Source organism: Enterococcus sp. DIV1337a, from assembly GCF_051712285.1.
GTDB lineage: Bacteria > Bacillota > Bacilli > Lactobacillales > Enterococcaceae > Enterococcus > Enterococcus faecalis.
The window spans coordinates 1,734,736-1,761,264 of sequence record NZ_JBIOOP010000001.1 but is presented as its reverse complement, the minus strand read 5'-3'; the positions used below and the strand labels follow the sequence as shown (position 1 = coordinate 1,761,264).

At 36.9% G+C, this 26,529-nt stretch carries 16 protein-coding genes; 11 read left to right on the top strand and 5 right to left on the bottom strand.

Features of this window, described 5'->3' with window-relative positions; genetic code table 11:
• Positions 1–12: 12 nt before the first annotated feature.
• Positions 13–2,619 (top strand): ATP-dependent chaperone ClpB, encoded by a 2,607-nt coding sequence (gene clpB, locus IGL49_RS08360; protein WP_104854752.1) that lies wholly within the window; start codon positions 13–15, stop codon positions 2,617–2,619.
• 33 nt (positions 2,620–2,652) lie between these two features.
• Here clpB and IGL49_RS08355 read toward each other — a convergent pair whose 3' ends face one another.
• Together IGL49_RS08355 and IGL49_RS08350 are read right to left on the bottom strand one after the other, a co-directional pair.
• Entirely contained in the window at positions 2,653–3,132 is a 480-nt protein-coding gene (locus IGL49_RS08355; RefSeq protein WP_104854751.1) for a nucleoside 2-deoxyribosyltransferase, read from the bottom strand.
• A 23-nt stretch (positions 3,133–3,155) separates the two neighbouring features.
• Complete coding sequence (locus tag IGL49_RS08350) at positions 3,156–4,376, bottom strand: GNAT family N-acetyltransferase (protein WP_104854750.1); 1,221 nt, start codon at positions 4,374–4,376, stop codon at positions 3,156–3,158.
• Positions 4,377–4,622: 246 nt separating this feature from the next.
• Here IGL49_RS08350 and lepA point away from each other — a divergent pair, with 246 nt between their 5' ends.
• Both lepA and trpS read left to right on the top strand, forming a co-directional pair.
• Positions 4,623–6,458 carry a translation elongation factor 4 gene (gene lepA / locus IGL49_RS08345; RefSeq protein ID WP_010730009.1) on the top strand — a complete coding sequence of 612 codons (1,836 nt, stop codon included), beginning with the start codon at positions 4,623–4,625 and terminating at the stop codon, positions 6,456–6,458.
• A 74-nt stretch (positions 6,459–6,532) separates the two neighbouring features.
• The gene (gene trpS, locus IGL49_RS08340) at positions 6,533–7,537 is read left to right on the top strand and encodes a tryptophan--tRNA ligase (protein WP_104854749.1); all 1,005 of its coding nucleotides are present in this window, start codon (positions 6,533–6,535) and stop codon (positions 7,535–7,537) included.
• A 53-nt stretch (positions 7,538–7,590) separates the two neighbouring features.
• On the opposite strand, the gene IGL49_RS08335 is transcribed toward trpS, so the two are convergent.
• Together IGL49_RS08335 and IGL49_RS08330 are read right to left on the bottom strand one after the other, a co-directional pair.
• Positions 7,591–9,369 carry an ABC transporter ATP-binding protein gene (locus IGL49_RS08335; RefSeq protein WP_104854748.1) on the bottom strand — a complete coding sequence of 593 codons (1,779 nt, stop codon included), beginning with the start codon at positions 9,367–9,369 and terminating at the stop codon, positions 7,591–7,593.
• A 52-nt stretch (positions 9,370–9,421) separates the two neighbouring features.
• Complete coding sequence (locus IGL49_RS08330; protein ID WP_104854747.1) at positions 9,422–11,149, bottom strand: ABC transporter ATP-binding protein; 1,728 nt, start codon at positions 11,147–11,149, stop codon at positions 9,422–9,424.
• Positions 11,150–11,215: 66 nt separating this feature from the next.
• Here IGL49_RS08330 and IGL49_RS08325 point away from each other — a divergent pair, with 66 nt between their 5' ends.
• Both IGL49_RS08325 and IGL49_RS08320 read left to right on the top strand, forming a co-directional pair.
• Entirely contained in the window at positions 11,216–12,031 is an 816-nt protein-coding gene (locus IGL49_RS08325; RefSeq protein ID WP_164982986.1) for a MerR family transcriptional regulator, read from the top strand.
• Positions 12,032–12,509: 478 nt separating this feature from the next.
• Positions 12,510–18,224 carry an isopeptide-forming domain-containing fimbrial protein gene (locus IGL49_RS08320; protein WP_202585442.1) on the top strand — a complete coding sequence of 1,905 codons (5,715 nt, stop codon included), beginning with the start codon at positions 12,510–12,512 and terminating at the stop codon, positions 18,222–18,224.
• A gap of 93 nt (positions 18,225–18,317) precedes the next feature.
• Here IGL49_RS08320 and IGL49_RS08315 read toward each other — a convergent pair whose 3' ends face one another.
• On the bottom strand, positions 18,318–18,905 hold the full coding sequence (locus tag IGL49_RS08315) for a CPBP family intramembrane glutamic endopeptidase (protein WP_104853763.1): 588 nt from the start codon (positions 18,903–18,905) through the stop codon (positions 18,318–18,320).
• A 351-nt stretch (positions 18,906–19,256) separates the two neighbouring features.
• Between IGL49_RS08315 and IGL49_RS08310 the strand changes: the two genes are divergently transcribed.
• From IGL49_RS08310 to IGL49_RS08285, 6 genes are all read left to right on the top strand, one after another.
• Positions 19,257–20,213 (top strand): ABC transporter permease, encoded by a 957-nt coding sequence (locus IGL49_RS08310; protein WP_164982847.1) that lies wholly within the window; start codon positions 19,257–19,259, stop codon positions 20,211–20,213.
• 11 nt (positions 20,214–20,224) lie between these two features.
• Positions 20,225–21,148 carry a carbohydrate ABC transporter permease gene (locus tag IGL49_RS08305; protein ID WP_104853700.1) on the top strand — a complete coding sequence of 308 codons (924 nt, stop codon included), beginning with the start codon at positions 20,225–20,227 and terminating at the stop codon, positions 21,146–21,148.
• Between the two features lie 23 nt (positions 21,149–21,171).
• The gene (locus IGL49_RS08300; RefSeq protein WP_104853701.1) at positions 21,172–22,638 is read left to right on the top strand and encodes an ABC transporter substrate-binding protein; all 1,467 of its coding nucleotides are present in this window, start codon (positions 21,172–21,174) and stop codon (positions 22,636–22,638) included.
• 70 nt (positions 22,639–22,708) lie between these two features.
• Positions 22,709–23,344, top strand: coding sequence for a YesL family protein (locus tag IGL49_RS08295; RefSeq protein WP_104853702.1), 636 nt, complete (start codon positions 22,709–22,711; stop codon positions 23,342–23,344).
• Positions 23,298–25,028: a sensor histidine kinase gene (locus tag IGL49_RS08290; protein WP_164982880.1), complete on the top strand. Its 1,731-nt coding sequence runs from the start codon at positions 23,298–23,300 to the stop codon at positions 25,026–25,028. Before IGL49_RS08295 ends, IGL49_RS08290 begins: the two co-directional genes overlap by 47 nt.
• An 11-nt stretch (positions 25,029–25,039) precedes the next feature.
• On the top strand, positions 25,040–26,521 hold the full coding sequence (locus tag IGL49_RS08285) for a response regulator transcription factor (RefSeq protein WP_104853704.1): 1,482 nt from the start codon (positions 25,040–25,042) through the stop codon (positions 26,519–26,521).
• Positions 26,522–26,529: the final 8 nt, after the last annotated feature.

The window sequence follows — 26,529 nt, the reverse complement described above, 5'->3', positions numbered from 1 at the left end:
GAGGGATCGTTTATGAATATTGAAAAAATGACAACCACGCTACAAGAGGCGATTGCTGAAGCTCAAAAAGTTGCGGTGACACGGCAACATCAAGAAATTGATATCGCACATTTATGGAAAATTTTTCTTCAACCAAACCATTTTGGGCGTAATTTTTACACTGATGCTGGTTTAGATGTTGACGCATTTGAACGAGAAGTAGATAACGCGTTAGATGAATATCCAAGTGTGGCGGGCGGTAATGTGCAATATGGTCAAAATTTAAGTCAAAATTTGTTCCATTTATTGCAAGAAGCTGATTCACTTCGAGAAGAATTTCAAGATGAATTTTTATCAACCGAAATTGTACTTTTAGCTTTAATGAAATTGAAAAATTATCGTTTAACAAAATATTTAATGCAACAAGGCATTACTGAAAAAGAGTTAAGAAAAAATATTGAAGAGATGAGAGGAGGAGATCGTGTGACTTCTCAAAACCAGGAAGAACAATATAAAGCACTAGAGAAATACGGTGTCGACTTAGTACAACAAGTAAAAGCAGGAAAACAAGATCCAATTATTGGTCGTGACGAAGAAATTCGTGACGTTATTCGGATTTTATCAAGAAAAACTAAAAATAATCCAGTCTTAATTGGTGAACCAGGTGTTGGTAAAACAGCGATTGTTGAAGGATTAGCACAACGAATCGTTCGTAAAGATGTTCCTGAAAATTTAAAAGATAAAACTATTTTTTCTTTAGATATGGGCGCTTTAATTGCGGGAGCAAAATTTCGTGGCGAATTTGAAGAACGGTTAAAAGCTGTTTTAAAAGAAGTGAAAAAAAGTGATGGCAAAATCATTTTATTCATTGATGAAATTCATAACATCGTCGGAGCTGGTAAAACAGAAGGCAGTATGGACGCCGGGAATTTATTAAAACCGATGCTAGCACGTGGTGAATTGCATTTAATTGGTGCCACAACGCTTGATGAATATCGCCAATATATGGAAAAAGATAAAGCCTTAGAGCGTCGTTTCCAAAAAGTATTAGTCAAAGAACCAACAGTAGAAGATACAATTTCTATTTTGCGTGGCTTAAAAGAACGGTTTGAAATTCACCACGGCGTGAATATTCATGACAATGCTTTAGTTGCTGCTGCTACTTTATCCGATCGCTATATTACTGATCGTTTCTTACCAGATAAAGCGATTGATTTAGTCGATGAAGCAAGCGCAACGATTCGAGTGGAAATGAATTCGATGCCAACAGAACTCGATCAAGTAACACGTCGGTTAATGCAACTAGAAATTGAAGAAGCGGCCTTGAAAAAAGAATCGGATGACGCAAGTAAAAAACGGTTAGCCAATTTGCAAGAAGAATTAGCAGATTTGCGTGAAGAAGCCAACTCAATGAAAATGCAATGGGAAACGGAAAAAGAAGAAGTTAATGCGGTTTCCAACAAACGTGCAGAGATTGATAAAGCAAAACATGAATTAGAAGATGCTGAAAATAATTATGATTTAGAACGAGCTGCTGTTTTACGTCATGGAACAATTCCGCAATTAGAACATGAATTGAAAGAATTGGAAGAAAAGAACGCCAAAGATAACGTCAAAATGGTACAAGAATCGGTTACTGAAAACGAAATTGCGCAAGTGGTCGGTCGTTTAACCGGCATTCCTGTGACAAAATTAGTTGAAGGCGAACGAGAAAAATTAATGAAACTGAATGAAACATTACACAAACGTGTGATTGGTCAAGATGAAGCTGTGGATGCTGTTAGTGATGCGGTGATTCGTTCAAGAGCAGGCTTACAAGATCCAAATCGCCCACTTGGTTCGTTCCTTTTCTTAGGACCAACTGGCGTTGGTAAAACAGAACTTGCTAAAGCTTTAGCTGAAGATTTGTTTGATTCTGAAGATCATATGGTACGGATTGATATGAGTGAATACATGGAGAAACATGCCGTATCTCGTTTGGTGGGTGCCCCTCCAGGCTATGTTGGTTATGAAGAAGGTGGCCAGTTAACGGAAGCTGTTCGTCGAAATCCATATACAATTGTCTTATTAGACGAAATTGAAAAAGCGCACCCAGATGTCTTTAATATCTTATTACAAGTTTTAGATGATGGTCGTTTAACAGATTCTAAAGGTCGGGTCGTCGACTTTAAAAATACAGTTTTAATTATGACAAGTAACATCGGTTCTCAGCTTTTATTGGAAGGTGTGACACCTGAAGGAACAATTCCAGAAGAAGTTGAAAATCAAGTCATGAATATTCTAAAAGGACACTTTAAACCAGAGTTCTTAAACAGAATTGATGATACCATTTTATTCACACCATTAAGCTTGGATAATGTGAAAGGAATCATTGGTAAAATGACCGCACAACTTGCTCATCGTTTAGAGCAACAAGAAATTGTATTGGAAATCACTGATGAAGCTAAAACATGGATTGCTGAAAATGGGTATGAACCAGCTTATGGGGCTCGTCCATTAAAACGTTTCATTACTAGTGAAGTCGAAACACCATTAGCAAAAGAAATTGTTTCTGGTCGAGTAATGCCAAAAACAAAAGTCACGATTAGTCTATTAGACAATCAATTAGTTTTTGAAAATGAACCAATAGAAGAAGTATAAAAAAGAACGAGCGCATGCGCTCGTTCTTTTTTATTATGACAATCGTTGCTTAATTTCTTCCAACAAGTCCTCTTCTGAAGAAACTACCCGCCCATTCAATTTAATCAAACCAACTGTGTAAAGATTTAAATAATGGAACTGATTTTCAGCGACTTCGTTCAAAGCATCAAGCTTTTGGTGATTATCAGCACCTTGTTGGCGGCTGTCTGTGTAAAGGGCAACCACTGGAATTCCTTTGGCATAAGCAACGCCAATTTCGGAAGCTACGCCCACATCAATGGTTGGGCCGTCTAATAAAGCAACCAATAAATCGCTAGTAAGGACGTTTTCTGTATCTGCTAAGGCGATCATTTTACTATCGGCATAAGCAGATTTGTCGTTAATCGCCGCATTTTCTTGTGGTAAATAAAGATCGATTGTTTTATCCAATTGTCGAATTTGTTCGACTAAATAGGCATTATAACGTAAGTCAGCTTGCGAAAATAAAGGTCCTGCAAAATAAATTTTTGTCATTTGTCTGTCTCCAATCCAAGGGTTTAGAAATAATCACTGAAATAAGCTTCTTGGTCAGGAAAAATCCGTTCCAAAGAATTTAAAGTTTCTTTATCTGTATCAATGCGCTCAATTCGATGTAAGTACGAAGGGCGTCGGTAATTCATGACTAAACAAGTTAGTGTTTGAATATCTAAGTGAACGGAGGTGCCTAGAGGTTCATCCGTAATGGTTACTTGATCATTTTCATCCCAAATTAAGCCAAAAATACCATTATTCCACTCAGCGACAGGATCTTTAACGACAAAATGGAATGGCTTAGCCGTACTTTCAAAAGGAAAATTTTCTAAAAAGGCTTTGACATCAACAATTCGAGCCATATAATAGGGCTCAATGCTTTCTTTAATTTGACTATCTTCTAAAAGAAAGGCTAATGGTTCGTTTTTATAGATATCGCCCTTGACCCAATAAACCATCGAAAAATGCGCAGTAATAAAATTCCACAAGCCATTTCGGGCTTCTTGGTTTAAGTAAAACATTTCCTTAATATGGAACACCTCATCGGCCACCCAATAGAAAAGTACTCCTAAAGGTTCTTGATTGGCACCATAATAGACAGCAGCAGTCCGTTCTTCCTCGTTTTCGAAACGCCAATATTCTTCCCAGTTGAAGGCACTACGAATGAGCGCGCCGTGATTTTGACGAGCGAATCGTGCATAGACATCAAAGACATCCGGGTGATCGACTGCTAACCGTTCAATCATTCCTGGAACGGGAACGGTTTTTGGTAATTGCGTATCCCGAATTTTAAAAGATAACTTGTCAGACATGATTTCCCAACCTTTACGTCGGTAATAAGGAATGTTGTAAGGGAAAAGATAAGAAATCCACTGTTTATCTTGGCGCATTTCTTCTAATGCCGTTTGAATCAAATCTTTCATTAAACCGTGGTTGGCATATTCAGGATAGGTACCGACACCAGTAACGCCGCCCATTTTATACAAAGCACCATGGATATTGACTTCGCATGGATAGATAGCAATTTGTGAAATTAATTGATTTTCGTGAAACCAGCCAAATACTTTTGAAAGTTCTAAAATCGGTTGTTTTGATTTGATAAATGCGCGTTTGTTTTCAAAACCACTTTCTTCAATATCTGCTTCAGTCACTTGAAAAACATAGGAAAGAAGTTCATTAAATTGATCAATGTGTTCTTCCTCAACAGGCTTTAAGGTCAGTTGCTTGCGAAATTCTTGTTCATCCATTTTTCCATCTCCAATAAATTTACTGTTTTTAGTATACCAAATTTTTCGAAACTCTGTCAGCCTTTCGATACCAAAAGAATAAAAGGGAAGTGCTTTAAATCTTCTTCAAAAATTGGTATAATGAAAAGTGCTGATTATCCTAGACCTTTAAACATGATAATTTGATAAAAAAGGCAACTAAAATATAACAATTGATTGATGAAGCTAGCAGGGAGCTAGCTTTTCTTAAAAGAAATGAGGCAAAAAATGAACAGTAAAGAAATGAAAGCAAGACAAGAGAAAATTCGTAATTTCTCGATCATTGCCCACATTGACCATGGGAAGTCAACTTTAGCCGACCGGATTTTGGAAAAAACAAATACAGTTAGCAGTCGAGAAATGCAAGATCAATTACTTGATTCAATGGATTTAGAGAGAGAACGCGGCATTACCATCAAATTAAACGCAATTGAATTAAACTATACAGCCAAAGATGGTGAAACCTATACTTTCCATTTGATTGACACACCAGGGCACGTCGATTTCACCTACGAAGTTTCTCGTAGCTTGGCAGCTTGTGAAGGGGCTGTTCTAGTTGTTGATGCGGCGCAAGGAATTGAAGCGCAAACGCTAGCAAATGTCTATTTGGCATTGGATAATGACTTAGAAATTTTACCTGTTATTAATAAGATTGACTTACCCGCCGCTGATCCCGAGCGTGTTCGGACAGAGATTGAAGACGTAATTGGAATTGATGCATCGGAAGCTGTTTTAGCAAGTGCAAAAGCAGGGATTGGGATTGAAGATATTTTAGAACAAGTGGTGGAGTATGTACCAGCTCCATCAGGCGATATTGAGGCTCCTTTAAAGGCTTTGATTTTTGACTCTATTTACGATAGTTATCGGGGGGTCGTTTTAAATATTCGTGTAATTGACGGTGTCGTTCGTCCTGGGGATAAAATCCAAATGATGAGTAATGGTAAAACGTTTGATGTAACAGAAGTCGGCGTTTTTTCACCGAAACCAATCGCTCGTGATTATTTAATGGTTGGTGATGTGGGTTATATCACCGCTAGCATTAAAACGGTTCAAGATACACGGGTCGGGGATACAGTGACTTTGGCCGACAATCCAGCAGCAGAAGCACTACCAGGCTATCGCAAAATGAATCCAATGGTATATTGTGGCTTATATCCAATTGATACATCGCGCTACAATGATTTACGGGAAGCATTAGAAAAATTACAATTAAATGATGCGGCGTTACAATTTGAACCGGAAACATCACAAGCTTTAGGGTTTGGTTTCCGTTGTGGTTTCTTAGGTTTGCTGCACATGGATGTTGTTCAAGAACGTTTGGAACGAGAATTCAATTTAGAGTTAATTACAACAGCACCGTCTGTAATTTATCATGTTAATAAAACCGATGGGACAACCGTCGTTGTTGATAACCCAGCTGAATTTCCAGAACCAGTAACGATTGAATCTGTGGAAGAACCTTATGTTAAAGCACAAATCATGGTGCCAAACGATTATGTAGGAGCAGTAATGGAATTATCACAACGTAAACGTGGCGAATTCATTACAATGGATTACTTAGATGATTATCGTGTAAACGTAGTTTATGAAATTCCGTTATCTGAAATCGTGTTTGACTTTTTCGATAAATTGAAATCAAGTACAAAAGGCTATGCATCCTTAGATTACGAAATGGCTGGCTATCGTACCAGCCGTCTAGTGAAAATGGATATTCTATTAAATGCTGAAAAAGTGGATGCGTTAAGCTTTATTGTTCACCGAGATTTCGCATTTGAGCGTGGGAAAGCGATTGTTGAGAAACTGAAAAAACTAATTCCACGTCAACAGTTTGAAGTCCCAGTTCAAGCGGCGATAGGTCAAAAAATTGTGGCTCGTTCAGATATTAAAGCCTTACGCAAAAACGTACTGGCTAAATGCTATGGTGGCGATGTTTCTCGTAAACGTAAATTGTTAGAGAAACAAAAAGAAGGGAAGAAACGGATGAAACAAATTGGGTCCGTGGAAGTTCCTCAAGAAGCCTTTATGGCGGTTCTGAAAATGGATGAAGATGATCAGAAAAAATAAACAGAAAAACAAGACAACCTTTTTTGTTGTCTTGTTTTTCTAAACTACTTAAAAATGATAAAGGTGTGTAGACAATGAATACTATCTTAACAGGTGATCGTCCAACTGGTAAATTGCACTTAGGACATTACGTAGGTTCTTTAAAAAAACGAGTAGAAATGCAAGCAGACCCTACAAATCAATTATTTGTCATGATTGCAGATTTACAAGCATTAACAGATAATGCAAAAAATCCTGAAAAAGTTTCAGCCAATGTTTTAGAAGTTGCTTTGGACTATTTAGCAGTTGGTTTAGATCCTACGAAAACAACAATTTTTATCCAATCGCAAATTCCACAGTTAGCTGAATTAACGATGTACTATTTAAATTTAGTGACCACATCACGTGTTCGGCGGAATCCAACGGTCAAAGCAGAAATTGAGCAAAAAAAATTTGGCGAAGGTGTTCCGACAGGATTTTTTATTTATCCCGTTTCACAAGCTGCTGATATTACTGCCTTTCAAGCGAGTTTAGTCCCAGTTGGGGAAGATCAAAAACCAATGTTGGAGCAAGCGCAAGAAATTGTGCATAGTTTTAATCAGACCTACGGTGAAGTTTTAGTTAGACCGGAAGCAGTTTTACCACCAAAAGGTATGGGACGCTTGCCAGGAATTGACGGCAATGGAAAAATGAGCAAGTCTTTAGGCAATGGTATTTATCTTTCAGATCCAGCTGAAGTGGTCCAGAAAAAAGTAATGAGTATGTACACCGATCCAAATCATATTCGTGTAGAGGACCCAGGACAAGTTGAAGGAAATATGGTCTTTACTTACTTGGATGTTTTTGGGAAAGATAAAGAATATATTGAAGAATTAAAAAAACACTATCGTCATGGTGGTTTAGGTGATGTGAAAATTAAACGTTACTTAATTGAGGTCTTAGAAGAAGAACTTGCACCGATTCGTCGACGTCGTGAAGAGCTAGCTAAAAATCCAGAAGCAATTATGGAAATGTTGCATAAAGGGAGTCTTGCTGCTGAAAAAGTGGCAGCACAAACCTTAACGGAAGTCAAAAAAGCAATGGGAATTCAATACTTCTAAGCAATAAAAGAACTGGAACGAGTCAAAAGAAGAATGACTCGTTCCAGTTCTTTTTAAGTGGTTTGAAATTGACTATTATATAAGCTGGCGTAAAGAGTCGGAGCTTGTAATAGTTCCTGATGCGTTCCTTTTTCAATAATATCGCCATTTTTCATCACTAAAATTAAATCAGCATTTTCAATAGTGGATAATCGATGAGCAATGACGAAGCTTGTTCGATTTTCTGTGACAGTTTCCATAGCTTTTTGAATATGAGCTTCTGTTCGTGTGTCCACACTCGAAGTTGCTTCATCTAGAATAACAACAGGAGGATTTGCTAAAATGATTCGGGCGATGGTTAATAACTGTTGTTGCCCTTGTGATAATGCGCCATTTTCACTAGAAATGATTGTGTCATATCCTTGAGGTAGAGTCCGAATAAAATGATCACATTGGGCAATTTTAGCCGCTTCAATTATTTCTTCACGAGAAGCGTCCTTTTTGCCATAGGCAATATTATCTGCTACAGTTCCTTCAAATAACCAAGTGTTTTGTAAAACCATGCCAAATAAATTTCTTAGATTTTGTCGAGAAAGTTTCGTAATATCAATCCCATCAAAAGTAATGGTTCCATGATTTATTTCATAGAAACGCATTAATAAGTTAACTAATGTTGTTTTACCAGCGCCAGTTGGTCCCACAATGGCTACTGTTTTTTTCGGTTGAACGGAAAAATCAACATTCTTCATTAAAATTTTCTCTGGTGTATAGCCAAATTGCACATTTTTAAATTCAATGGCTCCTTTAGGAGAAGAAATAGTTTCTAAATGAGTCGCTTCTGGCTGTTCATCAGCTTCATCTAAGATAACAAAAATCCGATCAATGGAAGCCATTGCTGCTTGAATTGAGTTAATGACATAAGAAGCGGTAGAAATCGGCTCAGAAATTTGGTTGATATATTGCAAATACGCTTGCAAGAAACCAATCGTGATACCACCAGATAAAACGAGCATTGCGCCTAAAATAGCACTAATGATAAAAGCCAACTGATTGATAAAACGAATGGCTGGATAAATCGCAAAATTTAGAAACTGTGCTTTTTTAAAGGCACGATAATGTTGTTGATTAACGGCACCAATTGTTTTTTCAGCATTTTGCTGTTGGTTAAAGGTTTTTGTGACTAAATTTCCTGCTAAATATTCTTCCATTTTATTATTTAATTGACCCAATTCAGCTTGACTTTGATCAGCAAATACCTTATTTTTATTCGCAATTTTTGTTGTAATGAAGGTACTGCCGCCAATTAGGAGTAAGACTAAAATGGTTAATTTTGCATCAATATAAAATAACATAATGCCGGCAGAAAGGATAGTCACAACGGAAGTGAAAAATTGGTTGATTCCTGTTAATAGAACTTGCGACAATTGGTTTAAACCGCTTGTCGAGCGACTAATGATATCGCCCACTTGATGACTGTCAAAGAAAGCCATTGGTAAAGTTTTAAACTTTTTTGTCACTTCTTTTCTAATTCTTAAAGTAACCCGTTCGCTTAAGGAAGCCATTGCTCGTTCCTGAATAAAAGAAGCGATACTACTTATGATTGAAAAGAGAATTAAAAGCAAGACAGGACCTAAGAGCGCTTGCTCAACTAAAGGAAGCGTCATGCCTTTGAGGCCGACACGTTTGATAGTTTCCAAGAGATTATCAATCCCGATTGCCATAATAAAGGTCATGGCAACAATTAATAAGTTTCCAACTAAACTGCAGATCATTAGACCATAAAAGATTGGATGCTCAGGTTTAATCATTTTCCAGAAACGTTTAAAGCTTTGAAGATTCATTGTGTTTTTCATTGTATGGCTTGAAAAGAAAGCTTCCTTTCAAGCAGTCACATCCTTTCTTTAGTTATTTGGGTAAGATACCTTGCGATTTAGCAAAGTCTTGGTAATAGCTATTAGTGGCCAGTAAATCAGCGTGAATACCTTGACCAACAATTCTTCCTTCATCTAGGACGATAATATTGTCCGCATTCATGATGGTACTTAACCGTTGAGCAACAATGAGTAAAGTTTTGTCCGACATTTGTGCATGTAAAGCGGCACGTAGAGCGGCATCAGTTTTGTAATCTAATGCGGAAAAGCTGTCATCGAAAATATAAACGTCTGCCGGTTTGATTAAGGCTCGCGCAATACACATTCTTTGTTTTTGACCACCAGAATAGTTGGAGCCACCTTGTGCTACGAAACTTTCAATCCCTTGTGGTAAGGAATCGATGAACTCAGAAGATTGAGAAATTTCTAGGGCCGCTTTTATTTCTTCTGGAGTTGCTTCAGCGTTTCCCATTAATAAGTTTGATAAGATTGTCCCACTGAAAAGAAAGGCTTTTTGTGGCACATAACTGATGACTTGGCGAATCGTTTGCTGAGACAATGAGCGGATATCTGTGCCAGAATAGCTAATCGTGCCAGCTGTGACATCGTTTATTCGTAAAAGTAACTTAACTAAAGTACTTTTACCAGCGCCAGTTGCACCAACAATCGCCGTTGTTTTTCCTTTAGGGATGACAAAACTAACATTTTCTAAAACAGGATCAGCTGTTTCTGTGTATTTAAACGTGACTTGATCGAAGCGAATCAAGGCTTTCTCAGGATGATAAGTAATGGTTGCTTCAGTAAGAGGATCGCTAATTTCAATTTCTTCTGACAAAACTTCCTGCAATCGATTCAAGGAAGCAACGGACCGTGGAATGACAACTAATACCATAGCTGCGATCATTAAGTAGGCCAAAGTTAGAAGCGTATATTCAATAACAGCTGTAACGGTACCAATTTGTAGGGTGCCTACCGCAACTAAATTACCGCCAAACCATAAAATAGAGGCGTACACAATGCCCATTAATAAAAAGGCAACGGGAGTAATCCAAGCAAAGATTTGATTCACTTTACTCATGCGTTCAGCGTAATTTTTAAATGTTTGATTGGTTCGCTGCTCTTCAAAGTCTTGATTATTGAATGCACGAATCATATTAATTCCAGTAAAGAACTCTCGTAAAGTCGTAGTAATTCGATCCATTTTTGGTTGGATTTTTAAAGATAAAGGGGTGCCTTTTTTCATTAAGAAATAAACGACGACTGAATAAAATACGATTGAAGCCAATGTTACCCAAGCTAATGAGATTGAATAAGAAAATGTCATCACTAAGGCAAACAAACTAATAATAGGTGCTGGAAAGATTAATTGGCAAAACAACACAATCATTGTTTGAACATTGTCTACATCGTTGGTCATTCTAGTTAGCAAAGAATTTGAACCAAATTTATCAACATTTTTCATCGAGAATTGTTGAAATTTTTTAAAGAACAATCCTCTAACTTGAAAACCGAATTTAGCAGCTACTAAAGCAGACAAATAGCTAGAAATAATTGCAGCAATTGTTCCAATGAATGCCACAAGTAACATTTGTAAGCCAATCGCTTTAATCACTTGTTGATCACCACTAACGATGCCCACGTCAATCAACTTGCCAACTAATTTAGGGACGCCAAGGGTTCCTGCAATTTGCAAACAGATGCTTAAAGTTGTTGCAAGAACAATCCATTTATTTTCTTTAATAAATTCTTTCATTAATTTCATGAAACTTCCTCCTTAAACACTTCCGTTTTAGCTGTTACAAGGAGTCATTGTACACGTTCAAGTAACTTGAATGTCAACAGTAGAAATGCTAAACTTTTTGATGGAGGGAATAGGATGGAAAAAAATTACACAATAAAAGATGTCTCTGAGTTGTTAAATATCCCCAAGTCCACGATTCGTTATTGGGACGAACAAGGGTTGATTAGTACAACACGCAATGAAGAAAACGGGTATCGAACCTTTGATTTAGAAGATTTATTTAAAATATATGATATTGATTTTTATCGAAAAATGGGGATTCCTATTAAGGATATGTTGAATTTATATAAAAAGACACCTACCGATCTTTATGCCACAATGGAAGCAACAGAAGAACAACTGGGACAGGAAATAAAAAGGCTTCAACATAAATACCAAGAAATCAAAAAAAGAAAGTTACATTTACATGCGTTAATTGATTTAGAAACATTGGTTTTTTCAGATGAACCAATTCCTTTTGATAAAATTGTTGTTGTCGATATTGAGAATCCAGAAGAGATGAAGGTTTACATGGAACATATTTCAACTTTAGGAATCTATGGGGATTTAAGTAAATCAAATGAACTGACATATGGGATTTGTTTGGCGAACCATGTGAATAAAAAAAGTTTAGACAAAGTGATTTGGCACAAAGAATCAAGTAGCCAATACAAAGGCTTTATTTTAAAAGTCAATACGCAAGATACCCGTTTGAATAATATCGAAGAAGTAAAGAAGCGTTTAGCAAAAGAAGGATTTGAAACAGGCGTTGTTGTCGGAGAACATATCTTGACACAACTAGAAGAGGATAATCAATATATTGAATATTATTGTGGTTGGATTGAAATTTTAGAGGAAAAGTAAAACAATTTAAACAAAAAAAGGAACTAGCAATGGCAAATGTAGCCAAGTTAGTTTCTTTTTTTGGTAAATGTAATGAAAATTACATGAAAAAAGTTTTAGTTTTTAAAACAATTTAGAACGAATGTTATTAAAGGGAAAACAATAAAAAAATTGCTTTTGAAGTTAGAACTTGTCTATACTTGTGCTTTTTAGTGAAAGTCAATATATTTGCTTGACATAAAATATGTTATTTAATTTTTGATATTTTGTTGAAATATCGGTCTTTTTTCTTTTTTTAGATAATAAAATATGTTACTTTTTGGTTATAAGGAGAAACGGAAAATTGTACGTTTAAAAAAGTTGTTGTAGCTAAATAAATAAAAAATTGAAGGTTGAAAAAGTATTTCATGGAGGTGGATATTAAGAACTAATTAGTAATTGTAAAAGTTGCTTGAAGATTATTTTTTTAATTAAATAAAAAGAACGAAGGAGAATGTAAATGAATAAAGCAGTTAAAAATTTTGTCAGCTATCTAATGATCATATTGCTATTTATTTTAAATTTGTTACCAATGATGAGTGCGTTTGCTCAAGAAGTAACAGATGATACTAGCAATACAGTTGAAAAAGAAGGACTTAAAGTAACAGGAAAAGTAAAAGATACATCAACTAAAGAAGATTCTAAAACTATTACTTATGAGATTATGAATATACAAGATGTACCAATCAAAAACATCATTTTAAAGCAAAAAAATAACAATGATAGTCCAATCAAATTTGTATTAGATACTTTAAGTGAAGAGAGAGGACCTACGGCTCTAGAAGAGCAAGTAAAAGTTGAAACAAATGAGGAAGATCAAACAACTGATATTATGATTCCTAACCTTCAACCAAATACAACAAGAAAGATTACCATAAATGGGCAAATAACGACAAAAACGACAAGCAAGTTATTAGTGAGCGTACTAGTAAATGATAGTGAAAAAGGAACGCTAGCAGTTGATTTACTCACTAAAGATATATTAGCAGACAAAGAATTAGTATCGAAGGAAAAACAGGAAACTTCTGAAACAAAAGTAGAAAATCAAGTAAGCGAAACAGTTTCTTCTACAAATGAAAAGACCTCAACTAATAGCAACGAAACAAAGCCTGAAGCAGGAAAGGCGACAGAAAGAATCCAAGAGACAGCACCAACAGAGGATACCGAAAGTGCTGAGCAATCTCCGTTAAAGGCACAACCCACTGGGCCATTAGTACCACCAACACCTGGACGGGGCTTTGATACACCAATTTATCAAAGTGTTCATAGAGGAGAACTTTTTTCAACGGGAAATACTAATCTAAAAATTGCGAATGAAAATACGGCAGCTGCTCAGACGTTTTTAAACACACGAGGAGCAAGTAGTGGTTATGCAATTAACAATTTTCCTTTAGAATTTGCAGATGTTGACAATGATCCAAATACGTATAACTCTAGTCGGGCTTATATCGATTTAAATGGTGCAAAAGAGATTGCTTGGGCGGGCTTATTTTGGAGTGCGTCTAGATATAAAGGTCCTGCTTACGGAACGAATCTTTCTGATGAAGAAATTAGTGCACCAGTACAATTTACAACACCAAATGGAACTGTACAGCGCGTTTCGCCCCAAAGGTACCATCGTATCGATCAAGATGCAACAAACCCAGGACAACGTTTCGGTTACAATAATACTGGATTTTCTAATTATGCAGATGTAACTTCAATTTTACAAGGAGATAAAAGTGCGACCGGAAGTTATACGTTAGCAGATATTCCTATGACAAGTAGTTTAAATGGTCAATATCAATATTATAACTTTAGTGGTTGGAGTTTATTTGTTGTTACGAAGGATCAGGCAAGTAAATCAAGAGCTTTTAGTATTTACTATGGAGCACGTGGCAATGCTGCTGGAACCAATAATGAATTTACTATGAGCAACTTTTTAACAGCAAAACAAGGAAAGCTTGATCCAATTGTGACCTGGTTTACTGTTCAAGGAGATAAATACTGGACTGGAGACAACGCACAGATTAAAAATAGCGCAGGAACTTGGGTAAATATTTCGAACACGCTCAACCCAGTTAATAATGCTATGAACGCAACTGTGACAGATAACGATGAACATATGGTAGACAAATATCCAGGGAAATTTGCACCAGATTATCCTAATTTTTTAGATATTGATATCGATCGTATGGCAATTCCCGAAGGTGTTTTAAATGCTGGACAAAACCAAATTAATTTTAGAACAACAAGTAGTGGTGACGATTATTCTACGAATGCGATTGGTTTTGCTGTAAACGCAGAAACGCCTGAATTTGAAATTAAGAAAGAAATTGTGGAACCAAAAGAAACTTACAAAGTTGGTGAAACGATCACGTACCGTGTCTCACTAAAAAATACAAAAGCTGATTCAGAAGCGATAAATTCAGTCTCGAAGGATGCACTAGATACTCGCTTAAATTATGTGCCAGGCTCTTTAAAAATTATTAGTGGACCAAATTCTGGTGAAAAAACGGATGCTTCAGGCGATGATCAAGCTGAATATGATGAAACCAATAAAGAAATTATAGTCCGTGTCGGTAATGGTGCAACTGCTACACAAGGAGGTAGCTACAAAGCTGATACAGCAGAAACAATTTACGAATTTAAAGCTCAGATAAATGAACGAGCAAAAGCAAATGAATTAGTGCCTAATAGCGCAACCATTGAGGCAGTAGATATTTTAACATCTGCAAAAATCAACGAAACTTCTAATATAGTAGAAGCAAAAATTGCAGACGAAGAAGTAACTGGCAAACTAACCGCTACAAAAACCGTTAATACCGCCAAACCAAAACTAGGGGAAGAAATCGAATACACCATCAGCTTCCGCAACACTGTCGAAAATGGTGTCTTAAACAAAGTGGTTATCACAGACCAACTACCAAAAGGACTGACGTATGTCAAAGATAGCCTGACAAGTGTCGGTGATGAACCCAAGCCAGCCAGCTTGACAGAAACCAACGGCACAATCACAGCGGAATACCCAAGTATCACGGATACGAAAGAGCGGAGTATTCGCTTCAAAGTGATCGTCAATGAAGAAGCTAAGGCAGGCGAAACAATTCTTAACAAAGCCAAAGTAGATGACACAGTCAATCCGCCTGAAGAACCAGAGGTGCCGGTGGTGCCAGAAGCGAAAGCAGGCAAACTAACCGCTACAAAAACCGTTAATACCACCAAACCGAAACTAGGGGAAGAAATCGAATACACCATCAGCTTCCGCAACACTGTCGAAAACGGCATCTTAAACAAAGTGGTTATCACAGACCAACTACCAAAAGGACTGACGTATGTCAAAGATAGCCTGAAAAGTGTCGGTGATGAACCCGAGCCAACTAACTTGACAGAAACCAACGGCACAATCACAGCGGAATACCCAAGTATCACGGATACGAAAGAACGGAGTATTCGCTTCAAAGTGATCGTCAATGAAGAAGCTAAGGCAGGCGAAACAATTCTTAACAAAGCCAAAGTAGATGACACAGTCAATCCGCCCGAAGAACCAGAGGTGCCGGTGGTGCCAGAAGCGAAAGCAGGCAAACTAACCGCTACAAAAACCGTTAATACCGCCAAACCGAAACTAGGGGGAGAAATCGAATACACCATCAGCTTCCGCAACACTGTCGAAAACGGCATCTTAAACAAAGTGGTTATCACAGACCAACTACCAAAAGGACTGACGTATGTCAAAGATAGCCTGACAAGTGTCGGTGATGAACCCAAGCCAACCAGCTTGACAGAAACCAACGGCACAATCACAGCGGAATACCCAAGTATCACGGATACGAAAGAGCGGAGTATTCGCTTCAAAGTGATCGTCAATGAAGAAGCTAAGGCAGGCGAAACAATTCTTAACAAAGCCAAAGTAGATGACACAGTCAATCCGCCCGAAGAACCAGAGGTGCCGGTGGTGCCAGAAGCGAAAGCAGGCAAACTAACCGCTACAAAAACCGTTAATACCGCCAAACCGAAACTAGGGGAAGAAATCGAATACACCATCAGCTTCCGCAACACTGTCGAAAACGGCATCTTAAACAAAGTGGTTATCACAGACCAACTACCAAAAGGACTGACGTATGTCAAAGATAGCCTGAAAAGTGTCGGTGATGAACCCAAGCCAACTAACTTGACAGAAACCAACGGCACAATCACAGCGGAATACCCAAGTATCACGGATACGAAAGAACGGAGTATTCGCTTCAAAGTGATCGTCAATGAAGAAGCTAAGGCAGGCGAAACAATTCTTAACAAAGCCAAAGTAGATGACACAGTCAATCCGCCCGAAGAACCAGAGGTGCCGGTGGTGCCAGAAGCGAAAGCAGGCAAATTAACCGCTACAAAAACCGTTAATACCGCCAAACCAAAACTAGGGGAAGAAATCGAATACACCATCAGCTTCCGCAACACCATCGAAAATGGCGTCTTAAACAAAGTAGTTATCACAGACCAACTACCAAAAGGACTGACATATGTCAAAGATAGCCTGACAAGTGTCGGTGATGAACCCAAGCCAGCCAGCTTGACAGAAACCAACGGCACAATCACAGCGGAATACCCAAGTATCACGGATACGAAAGAGCGGAGTATTCGCTTCAAAGTAATCGTGAACGAAAAAGCTAAGGCCGGTGAAGTAATTCTTAACAAAGCCAAAGTAGATGACACAGTCAATCCACCCGAAGAACCAGAGGTGCCCATTACACCCGAAGAACCAATCACACCTCGAGTAAAAGCAGGGAAACTAACCGCAACAAAAACCGTTAATAACGCTAAACCAAAACTAGGGGAAGAAATCGAATACACCATCAGCTTCCGCAACACTGTCGAAAACGGTGTCTTAAACAAAGTGGTTATCACAGACCAACTACCAAAAGGACTGACATATGTCAAAGATAGTCTGACAAGTGTCGGTGATGAACCCAAGCCAACTAACTTGACAGAAACCAACGGCACAATCACAGCGGAATACCCAAGTATCAACGATACGAAAGAACGGAGTATTCGTTTCAAAGTAATTGTTAACGAAGAAGCCAAAGCGGGCGAAACCATTCTCAACAAAGCCAAAGTAGACGATGGCATCAATCCGCCCGAAGAACCAGAGGTGCCCATTACACCCGAAGAACCAATCACACCTCGAGTAAAAGCAGGGAAACTAACCGCAACAAAAACCGTTAATACCGCCAAACCAAAACTAGGGGAAGAAATCGAATACACCATCAGCTTCCGCAACACCATCGAAAATGGCGTCTTAAACAAAGTAGTTATCACAGACCAACTACCAAAAGGACTGACGTATGTCAAAGATAGCCTAACAAGTGTCGGTGATGAACCCAAGCCAACCAGCTTGACAGAAACCAACGGCACAATCACAGCGGAATACCCAAGTATCACGGATACGAAAGAGCGGAGTATTCGCTTCAAAGTAATCGTCAACGAAAAAGCTAAGGCAGGTGAAACAATTCTCAACAAAGCCAAAGTAGATGACACAGTCAATCCGCCCGAAGAACCAGAGGTGCCGGTGGTGCCAGAAGCGAAAGCAGGGAAATTAACCGCTACAAAAACTGTTAATACCGCCAAACCAAAACTAGGGGAAGAAATCGAATACACCATCAGCTTCCGCAACACTGTCGAAAACGGCGTCTTAAACAAAGTGGTTATCACAGACCAACTACCAAAAGGACTGACATATGTCAAAGATAGCCTGACAAGTGTCGGTGATGAACCCAAGCCAACCAGCTTGAAAGAGACCAACGGCACAATTACAGCGGAATACCCAAGTATCACGGATACGAAAGAACGGAGTATTCGTTTCAAAGTAATTGTTAACGAAGAAGCCAAAGCGGGCGAAACAATTCTTAACAAAGCCAAAGTAGATGACACAGTCAATCCGCCCGAAGAACCAGAGGTGCCCATTACACCCGAAGAACCAGCGGAAAATAAAAAGGAAACAAAAAAAGTTGTTACAGACAAGAATAAACCTACAAAAAATAGTAAAAATGAAATTGCCATAAACAAGAAAGAAACGTCTAAAACATCCTATTTACCAAAAACAGGAGAAAAAGTCCAAAAAATATTTGCGTATCTGGGTGTAGGACTGATCTTAATTGTATTAATTCTCTATGTTATAAAGAAAAACAAAGAAAAAGAGGAGTAAACAAAATCGATTGCTTTAGAGCGACTAATTAGCTGAAAATTTAAGAGTTGGAAACATAAGTCAAAATGACCTATGTCTCCAACTCTTTTTGATTTATAACAAGAAACCCAACATATTATTAATAATATGAATAGCCATGACAAATACAATCGAGCGATTTGATTTTAAATAAGCCGCAGATAATAAAATAGCTCCAGGCAGATAAACGAGAAAATCAAGAGGCTGTTGTATATGCATAAAGGTGAACAGGGAAATTGAAATCACGGTTGCGAAGGCTATACCGATTGTCTCTGATAAACAATTCATTAGCACTTGTCGGAAAACTAGTTCTTCGACAATTGGCCCTAATATCGCTAAAAAGAATAAAATAACCAATAAAGGCACTTGATTACCGAATGAAAGAACTTCTTGTTGATTACCGCTTTGATAATTACTCATTATTTTTTGAATAATGACATCGACTAAAAAAATCAGTCCCACCCATAAGAAAATGCTAAAAATACGCCAAAGGGTCTCTTCTTTAAAATAGTCGAACCCTGCAACAATTTCTTTCCAAAATAAAACTATTCCCACAATAGCAGTAATAGTCAAGCCTGTTACGAGATTTGCAAAAGATGATTCTACTAAATTATTATTAAATAGTAGTGAAATAGCTAATAATAATAAAGAACCAGCTTGCATTAAAACTGTGAAAAAATAAACCACAATTAAAATAATTGCTCTAGTGTTTTTACGGATAAAATTCAAAAATAGTCCTCCTCAAAAATAATTAGATAATATCCTTTGTGAAAATAACAAGTTCTCAGCTTTTATACAACAAATACGCACTAGCGAAACCGCTTTATGAGTGAGATTTATCCAATTATTTTTAAGGTTCTTAAGCAGTTGTTAAAAAAATATCAGATAAACGTTTTCACAAAGAAAAGTCTATTCGGCAAATTTTCACCTTAAAATGACACAAAATCTATAATTTGTTTCTCAAATCCTATAATTTGTTCCTTAAAAAGCTATTATGAAAACGCTATTATATTTATGAAAGGAGCGAAACGAATGAAGAAGAAAAACGGGTTTTTTCAAAATGTATGGCGTTATAAGGCCTTAGTCCTTATGGCGTTACCAGGATTTATCTGGTTTATATTTTTCTTCTATATACCAGTCTTAGCTAATGTGGTCGCATTTAAAGATTTTCATATTTCGCCAGATGGTTTCTTAGCTAGTTTAAGAGAAAGTCCTTGGGTTGGTTTTGAAAACTTTAAATTTTTATTTGCATCAAAAGATGCTTGGTTAATTACTAGAAACACCATTTTGTACAATGTCGTCTTTTTAGCCTTTAACTTATTCTTCGCGATTGCTTTTGCTATTATTATGAGTGAATTAAGAAATCGTCGCTTGGTTAAAGTTTATCACACGATGTCATTGCTACCATATTTCTTATCTTGGATGGTTATTAACTATTTTGTTTATGCCTTTTTAAGTCCGGATAAAGGGATTTTGAATCAATGGATTACTGGTAATGGCGGCACAATGATTAACTGGTATGCAGATCCACGTTGGTGGCCAGTAATTTTTGTCTTCCTAAATGTTTGGAAGAGTCTAGGCTACAACAGTATTATCTACTATGCTTCTGTGATGGGGATTGATCCGACATACTATGAAGCAGCGATGGTAGATGGTGCCAACAAATGGCAACAAATAAAAAATGTTACGATTCCACAAATTTTACCAATGATGTCTGTTTTATTAATTTTAAACATCGGCGGTATCTTCAGAGCAGACTTTGGTTTGTTCTACATCGTACCAAGAAACTCAGGTGCGCTTTACAACGTGACAAGTGTGTTAGATACCTATATTTACAATGGCTTAACGGCTACTGGTGATGTAGGCATGACGGCAGCTGCAGCGTTATATCAATCTGTCGTTGGGGCATGTTTGTTATTAATTGCGAATTTAGTTGTTCGTCGAATTGAACCAGATTCAGCACTATTTTAGGAGGAAGGATTATGAAAAAGAAAAAAGTCACTAGCGTTAACGTTCGATCCTTCAATCCGACAGCGAATTTGATTTTCAATATTGTCATTGCTATTTTTGCTATTTCCTGTGTGGTTCCGTTTTTCTTTGTTATTATGATTTCATTGACAAGTGAAGGATCATTAGCAGCAAACGGCTACCGGTTTTGGCCAAAAGAATTTTCATTGGAGGCCTATCGTTACATTTTCCAAGGGGCAATGAGTCAACGCATTATTCATGCCTTAGGGGTAACGGTCTTCATTACGGTGACAGGGACGATTGTCAATGCAACAATGACGTCATTATATGCCTATGTCATTTCTCGTTCCAACTTTCCATTTAAAAAATTCTTTACATTGTTTGCGTTAATTACAATGTTATTTTCACCAGGGATGGTTGCGAACTATTTAGTAATGACAAACTTATTGCAATTGAAAGATACAATTTGGGCGTTAATTTTGCCTTTAGCTTTAGGACCATTTAATATTTTAGTGATGCGAACGTTTTTCAAGAAAACCGTGCCTGACAGTATTATTGAATCAGCGCGTATTGATGGCGCAAGTGAAATGCGCATTTTTGTCAGCATTGTGTTACCACTAGCCGTTCCAGGGATTGCCACAATTAGTTTGTTTGCGGCTTTGGGTTATTGGAACGATTGGTTCAATGCATTACTTTACATTCAAAAAGATTCCTTGGTACCATTACAGTACTTATTGATGAAAATTCAAAACAACTTAGAGTTCTTATCAAGAAGTACGGATATGGGTGCAGCAGCACAAGAAGGGTTAGGCGTTCTACCAAGTGAATCGGCTCGAATGGCGATTGTTGTCTTATCTACGTTACCAATTGCGTTAACTTATCCATTCTTCCAAAAATATTTCGTGGGTGGTTTAACAATCGGTGGCGTGAAAGAATAAAATTGTACAGGAGGAAATAAGGAATGAAAAAATGGCAAAAAGGATTAGCCGTAGCTGGCGCAGCAGCTTTAGCTGTAGGATTGAGCGCGTGCGGTAAATCTTCAAAAGATGCAGCGTCAAAAGGTGATGATAGTACACCAACGTTATTAATGTATCGTGTTGGGGACAAACCAGATAATTATGACCAATTAATCGATAATGCGAATAAAATTATCGAGAAAAAAATTGGGGCAAAATTAAAAATGGAATTTGTTGGTTGGGGCGATTGGGACCAAAAAATGTCAACAATCGTTGCTTCTGGTGAAAGCTATGATATTTCATTAGCACAAAATTATGCAACGAATGCACAAAAAGGCGCCTATGCTGATTTAACTGAGTTAGCACCTAAATATGCCAAAGAAGCCTATGATCAATTGCCAGATAACTATATTAAAGGAAATACGATCAATGGAAAACTGTATGCGTTCCCAATTTTAGGTAACTCTTACGGTCAACAAGTTTTAACTTTTAATAAAGAATATGTCGATAAATACAATTTAGATATTAGTAAAGTTGATGGTAGTTATGAAAGTGCAACGGAAGTTCTAAAAGAATTCCATAAAAAAGAACCAAATATTGCTGCTTTTGCTATCGGCCAAACATTCTTTGCAACAGGTAATTATGACTTCCCTATTGGTAACCAATATCCATTTGCAGTAAAAACAACTGATACTGGCTCACCAAAAATTATTAACCAATATGCCGACAAAGACATGATTAATAATTTAAAAGTCTTACATCAATGGTATAAAGATGGCTTAATTCCAACAGATGCTGCTACAAGTACAACACCATATGACTTAAATACCAATACTTGGTTCATGCGTCAAGAAACACAAGGACCTATGGATTATGGTGATACAATCTTAACACAAGCTGCTGGCAAACCACTTGTTTCTCGCCCACTAACAGAACCATTAAAAACAACATCACAAGCGCAAATGGCTAACTATGTTGTTGCCAATACGTCTAAAAACAAAGAAAAAGCTGTTGAATTGCTAGGCTTATTAAACAGCAATCCAGAATTGTTAAACGGACTTGTTTATGGTGAAGAAGGCAAACAATATGAAAAAGTTGGCGATGATCGCGTGAAATTATTGAAAGATTACACACCAACAACTCATTTGAGTGCTTGGAACACAGGAAACAACTTAATCATTTGGCCAGAAGAATCTGTCACTGAAGAAATGGTTAAAGAACGTGATAAGAGCATCGAAGAAGCAAAAGATTCACCAATTCTTGGTTTCACTTTTGTAAATGATAAAGTGAAAACTGAAATCACTAACGTTGCTACAGTTATGAACCGTTACGCAGCAAGCTTAAATACAGGAACTGTTGATCCAGAAGAAACACTTCCAAAATTAATGGATGACTTGAAAACAGCTGGCTGGGATAAAGTTCAAAAAGAAATGCAAACACAATTAGACGAATATATCCAATCTCAAAAATAATCACAGGAGGCTGAGGCATTAGCTGAGCGCTTTTGGTTCAGCCTTTTACATAATAGAAAGGAAGAGGAAGATGGAAAGTACAGGGATTCAACGGTTGTTTTACCTTTCCTGGACAGTAATCAAACTAAATTTACTGTTTGTGTTATTTAGTTTAGCTGGAGGGATTATTTTTGGTGTTGGTCCAGCACTCCAAATGATGACTGATTTCATTTTGGAAGAGGGCATGAATTATCAAGCAATCACCGTTAAACGAGCATTTGAATCATGGAAAGCACATTTTAAAAGAAGTAACTGTTATTTTTTACTTTTTCTCTTCACTTTAGGATTTATTTTTTATAATATTTATTTAGCCGTTCAATTTACTGGGATAATGTGGTTAATTATTACTTTTATTTTATTTTTTGTTTCACTAATACTCGTTATTTTTTATATTTATATGCTACTATATGAAGGAAGCTATTTTATCTCAACTATTGATTTAATGAAGCTTTCATTTATCAGTATCTTTTTAAACCTCGGTGTATTTTTTAAAGTCTTATTCGGTGTAATTAGTATCGTTGCTTTAACTTGGAAGATGAAAGGACTGCTACTATTTGCTTCGTTTGCCTTAATTATGATGTGGTGTGCCTATGTCACGCGTAAAAATCGCCAGTTTATTGATGGAAAGTTGGAACAAAATGAAGCGAATCTTCAAAAAACTGTTTAAAAAAAAATATTTATTAAATCGATTAGTACAAAAATACAGTCTACTGTTAACAAGTATTATTTTGTTAACGGTGGCTGCTTTGTGCGTTTATGTTACTTATACAATTAAGTTATCCATTGATTCACAAAAAAATAACGCCGTTTCCCAAATTGACAGCTATGTAACGAATAAAAATAATGCAGCGACGAATATGATTAATGAATTAGCTGGCTCTGCAAGTAAAATTGAAAACATGCGAAAATATATGGAACTTTCTCCTCCTGAGTATTTTGACTATACTTATAGCCAATGGTCGGAAGATCGGGTCAGTACCCACTTTGGAAATAATTTAAGTACTTTATTTAGCACGTTTCCTGACTTAGAAGAAGTGATTATTCGTTTAGATGAATTTGATCAGGTTTTGTTCGCCAATCGCACAGCTACAAATGGGAAAAAAATGGATATGTCATCAATTAAAAAACATGGTTTTCAACTAATGCGAATTATCTCCGATCCTTATACAGGACAACCGCTGGGAGAATTGTACACTGTGTTTTCAAGTCAAGAGTTACTAGGCAATCAAGCAGACTTATTGAAAAAATCAGGCATTAATGCGTTTATCTATGATAGTGCTGGGAATCAAATTTTTTCTGAAAAAGCGCAATTTACTAAAGAAGAAGAGCAGCAACTAGATAAAAGAATGCACACCGATAGTGACATCCAACAGGTTTTTCATACTCGCTATGATATTACGGAAATAGAAAGCAGTGGCCGGAGCACCATTCTCTTGTTAACAAGCCGCCGAGTCTTATTTCAACAATTGTTTATGAACTATGCGGCCATTTTAGGGATTGGTTTACTTTTGATTGTTATTTTATTAGTGGGCTTAAACCGCTTGTTTAAACGCTATTCTCAACAAGTCCAATTAATTTTAGAAGCGACACGAGCCATTGGCGATGGCAATTTAAAAGAACGAATTGATACGAATCAAGTTCAGGAAGAGTTGAATGATATTGCTTCCGCGATTAATTTTATGGTAGACAGTTTAGATCAATACATTCACGATATTTATACTTTAGAAATTAAGCAACGTGATGCCCACATGAGAGCGTTACAGTCGCAAATTAATCCTCATTTTCTTTATAATACGTTGGAATATATTCGCATGTATGCCTTGAGTCGGCAACAAGAAGAACTAGCTGATGTTGTCTATGCTTTTTCAACACTACTTAGGAATAATATTAACCAAGAAAAAACCACGACTTTGGCAGAGGAAATCTTATTTTGCGAAAAGTATGTGTATTTGTATCAAATGCGTTATCCCGATCAATTTGCCTATAAGTTCGAAATAGAAGAAACAATTGCTGATGTTGAAATTCCTAAGTTTATCATTCAGCCGCTTGTCGAAAATTATTTTGTGCATGGAATTGACTATCAACGACAAGACAATGCTATCAAGGTCCACGCCTACCGAGAAGGCGAAAAAATTATTGTGGCTGTTGTGGATAATGGAAAAGGAATTACCGCCAATCGGTTAGAGGAAATTCGCGAACGTTTAAATCAAACAGAAATAGAAACGGAACAATCCATTGGGTTAAGAAATGTTCATGAACGTTTACAACGCTTTTTTGGGGAGAGTTATGGTTTAACGATTGAAGGGAAAGAAGGAGAAGGGACGACAATTCGTCTTTCTTTTGTAGCATAAGGGGTGAAAAAATGTATCGAGTGATGTTTGTTGATGATGAATATATGATTTTAGAAGGCTTAAAATGGATTATTCCTTGGCAAGAGTTAGGCTTTGAAATTGTTAAAACAGCGCGTAGTGCGCAAGAAGCATTGGCTTTTTTAGAAACAGAATCCATTGATGTTTTATTAACAGATATTACGATGCCGGAAATGAGTGGGATCGAATTAATTGAGCAAGCAAAGAAAAAAGGGCATCAATTTATTAGTTTAATTTTATCAGGTTATCAAGAGTTTGATTACGTCAAAAAAGGCATGGCTTTGCAGGTCCAAGATTATCTTTTGAAACCAGTCAATAAGCAAGAACTATTAGCCAATATCCAGAGAATTAAAACAGAATTGGACCAACAAAAAAAATCCCATGCCCGCGTGCGTCTATATCTAGAAAATGGCTTGATGCGTTGGCTTAATGATGAAATCAGCGAAGGGGAATACGAAGAGTTAATGCAGCAATTTGCGACTATAAAACTAGGTGATTTCACCGTTTTATTGGTTGAAGCTGAGATGCCATTTTTAGAAACAATCAAGGAACTATTTATGAAAAAAGGCCAACTGTTATTCATTGAAAGTTGGATGAGTACGTACCACCAATTGTTACTTATCTATAAAGGGGCCAGACAAGAAGCGTTCTTATTTATTCGTGAAATAGAAGCTATTCTAGCTGGTCAAGGTCAGATTTTTGTAGGGGAATCTGTCAACGAATGGGAAACGGTTTATGAAAGTTATGAGAAAGTAAAACAGTTGCAAGCAATTGAAACGTTCTATCAAGAATTTCTGCCAAATAATCAAAAAGAACAAATGAATCGTTCGGCAGAAGATTTTACTTTTCTAGCGTTTAACCAAGCCTTGATGATTGGGGATATGCAGACCATTCAACGGGAATTAGATGCCATTTTCAATCAGTTAAGTCAACAACACGCTACACCAGAATATGTACGCTATGTAGTCTTTTTACTTTTTTCAGATATTTCTCGTCAGTATCCAACTGTGTTAGAAGAAAACTATGAAAAAATCGTGGAAGAAATTCGAGCTAGCAACAATCTTAATACACTGTATGCGTTAATGCAGCAAGTCTTAACAGAAGTGAAAAATAAACCTAAAATAAAAAAATATTCAGAAAGTGTTAGCCAAGCTGTAGAAAGAATTGAACAAGGCTATTTAGAAGAACTAAACTTAAAAATGGTGGCGGATGAGCTTCATTTGAACCCTAGTTATTTAGGCCAAATTTTCAAAAAAGAAACCAAGCGGAGTTTTTCTCAATATTTGAATCAAGTGCGTACCAAGCATGCCCAGAAATTATTATTGTACACGGATGATACAATCAACGAAATTTCAGAAAAAGTAGGGTTCAATAATACCAATTATTTTTCAAAAATGTTTAAAAAATTAAATGGAATTACGCCAAAAGAATTTCGAGAACAATACCAGTCAAATTACGCAGGTGTCGAAGAATAAAAAGAAAG

Bases quoted from the DNA above. Each gene is read 5' to 3' on its own strand.
- clpB (WP_104854752.1), top strand. From the start codon at position 13: ATGAATATTGAAAAAATGACAACCACGCTACAAGAGGCGATTGCTGAA.
- IGL49_RS08355 (WP_104854751.1), bottom strand. From the start codon at position 3,132: ATGACAAAAATTTATTTTGCAGGACCTTTATTTTCGCAAGCTGACTTA.
- IGL49_RS08350 (WP_104854750.1), bottom strand. From the start codon at position 4,376: ATGGATGAACAAGAATTTCGCAAGCAACTGACCTTAAAGCCTGTTGAG.
- lepA (WP_010730009.1), top strand. From the start codon at position 4,623: ATGAACAGTAAAGAAATGAAAGCAAGACAAGAGAAAATTCGTAATTTC.
- trpS (WP_104854749.1), top strand. From the start codon at position 6,533: ATGAATACTATCTTAACAGGTGATCGTCCAACTGGTAAATTGCACTTA.
- IGL49_RS08335 (WP_104854748.1), bottom strand. From the start codon at position 9,369: ATGAAAAACACAATGAATCTTCAAAGCTTTAAACGTTTCTGGAAAATG.
- IGL49_RS08330 (WP_104854747.1), bottom strand. From the start codon at position 11,149: ATGAAATTAATGAAAGAATTTATTAAAGAAAATAAATGGATTGTTCTT.
- IGL49_RS08320 (WP_202585442.1), top strand. From the start codon at position 12,510: ATGAATAAAGCAGTTAAAAATTTTGTCAGCTATCTAATGATCATATTG.
- IGL49_RS08315 (WP_104853763.1), bottom strand. From the start codon at position 18,905: ATGCAAGCTGGTTCTTTATTATTATTAGCTATTTCACTACTATTTAAT.
- IGL49_RS08310 (WP_164982847.1), top strand. From the start codon at position 19,257: ATGAAAGGAGCGAAACGAATGAAGAAGAAAAACGGGTTTTTTCAAAAT.
- IGL49_RS08305 (WP_104853700.1), top strand. From the start codon at position 20,225: ATGAAAAAGAAAAAAGTCACTAGCGTTAACGTTCGATCCTTCAATCCG.
- IGL49_RS08300 (WP_104853701.1), top strand. From the start codon at position 21,172: ATGAAAAAATGGCAAAAAGGATTAGCCGTAGCTGGCGCAGCAGCTTTA.
- IGL49_RS08295 (WP_104853702.1), top strand. From the start codon at position 22,709: ATGGAAAGTACAGGGATTCAACGGTTGTTTTACCTTTCCTGGACAGTA.
- IGL49_RS08290 (WP_164982880.1), top strand. From the start codon at position 23,298: ATGGAAAGTTGGAACAAAATGAAGCGAATCTTCAAAAAACTGTTTAAA.
- IGL49_RS08285 (WP_104853704.1), top strand. From the start codon at position 25,040: ATGTATCGAGTGATGTTTGTTGATGATGAATATATGATTTTAGAAGGC.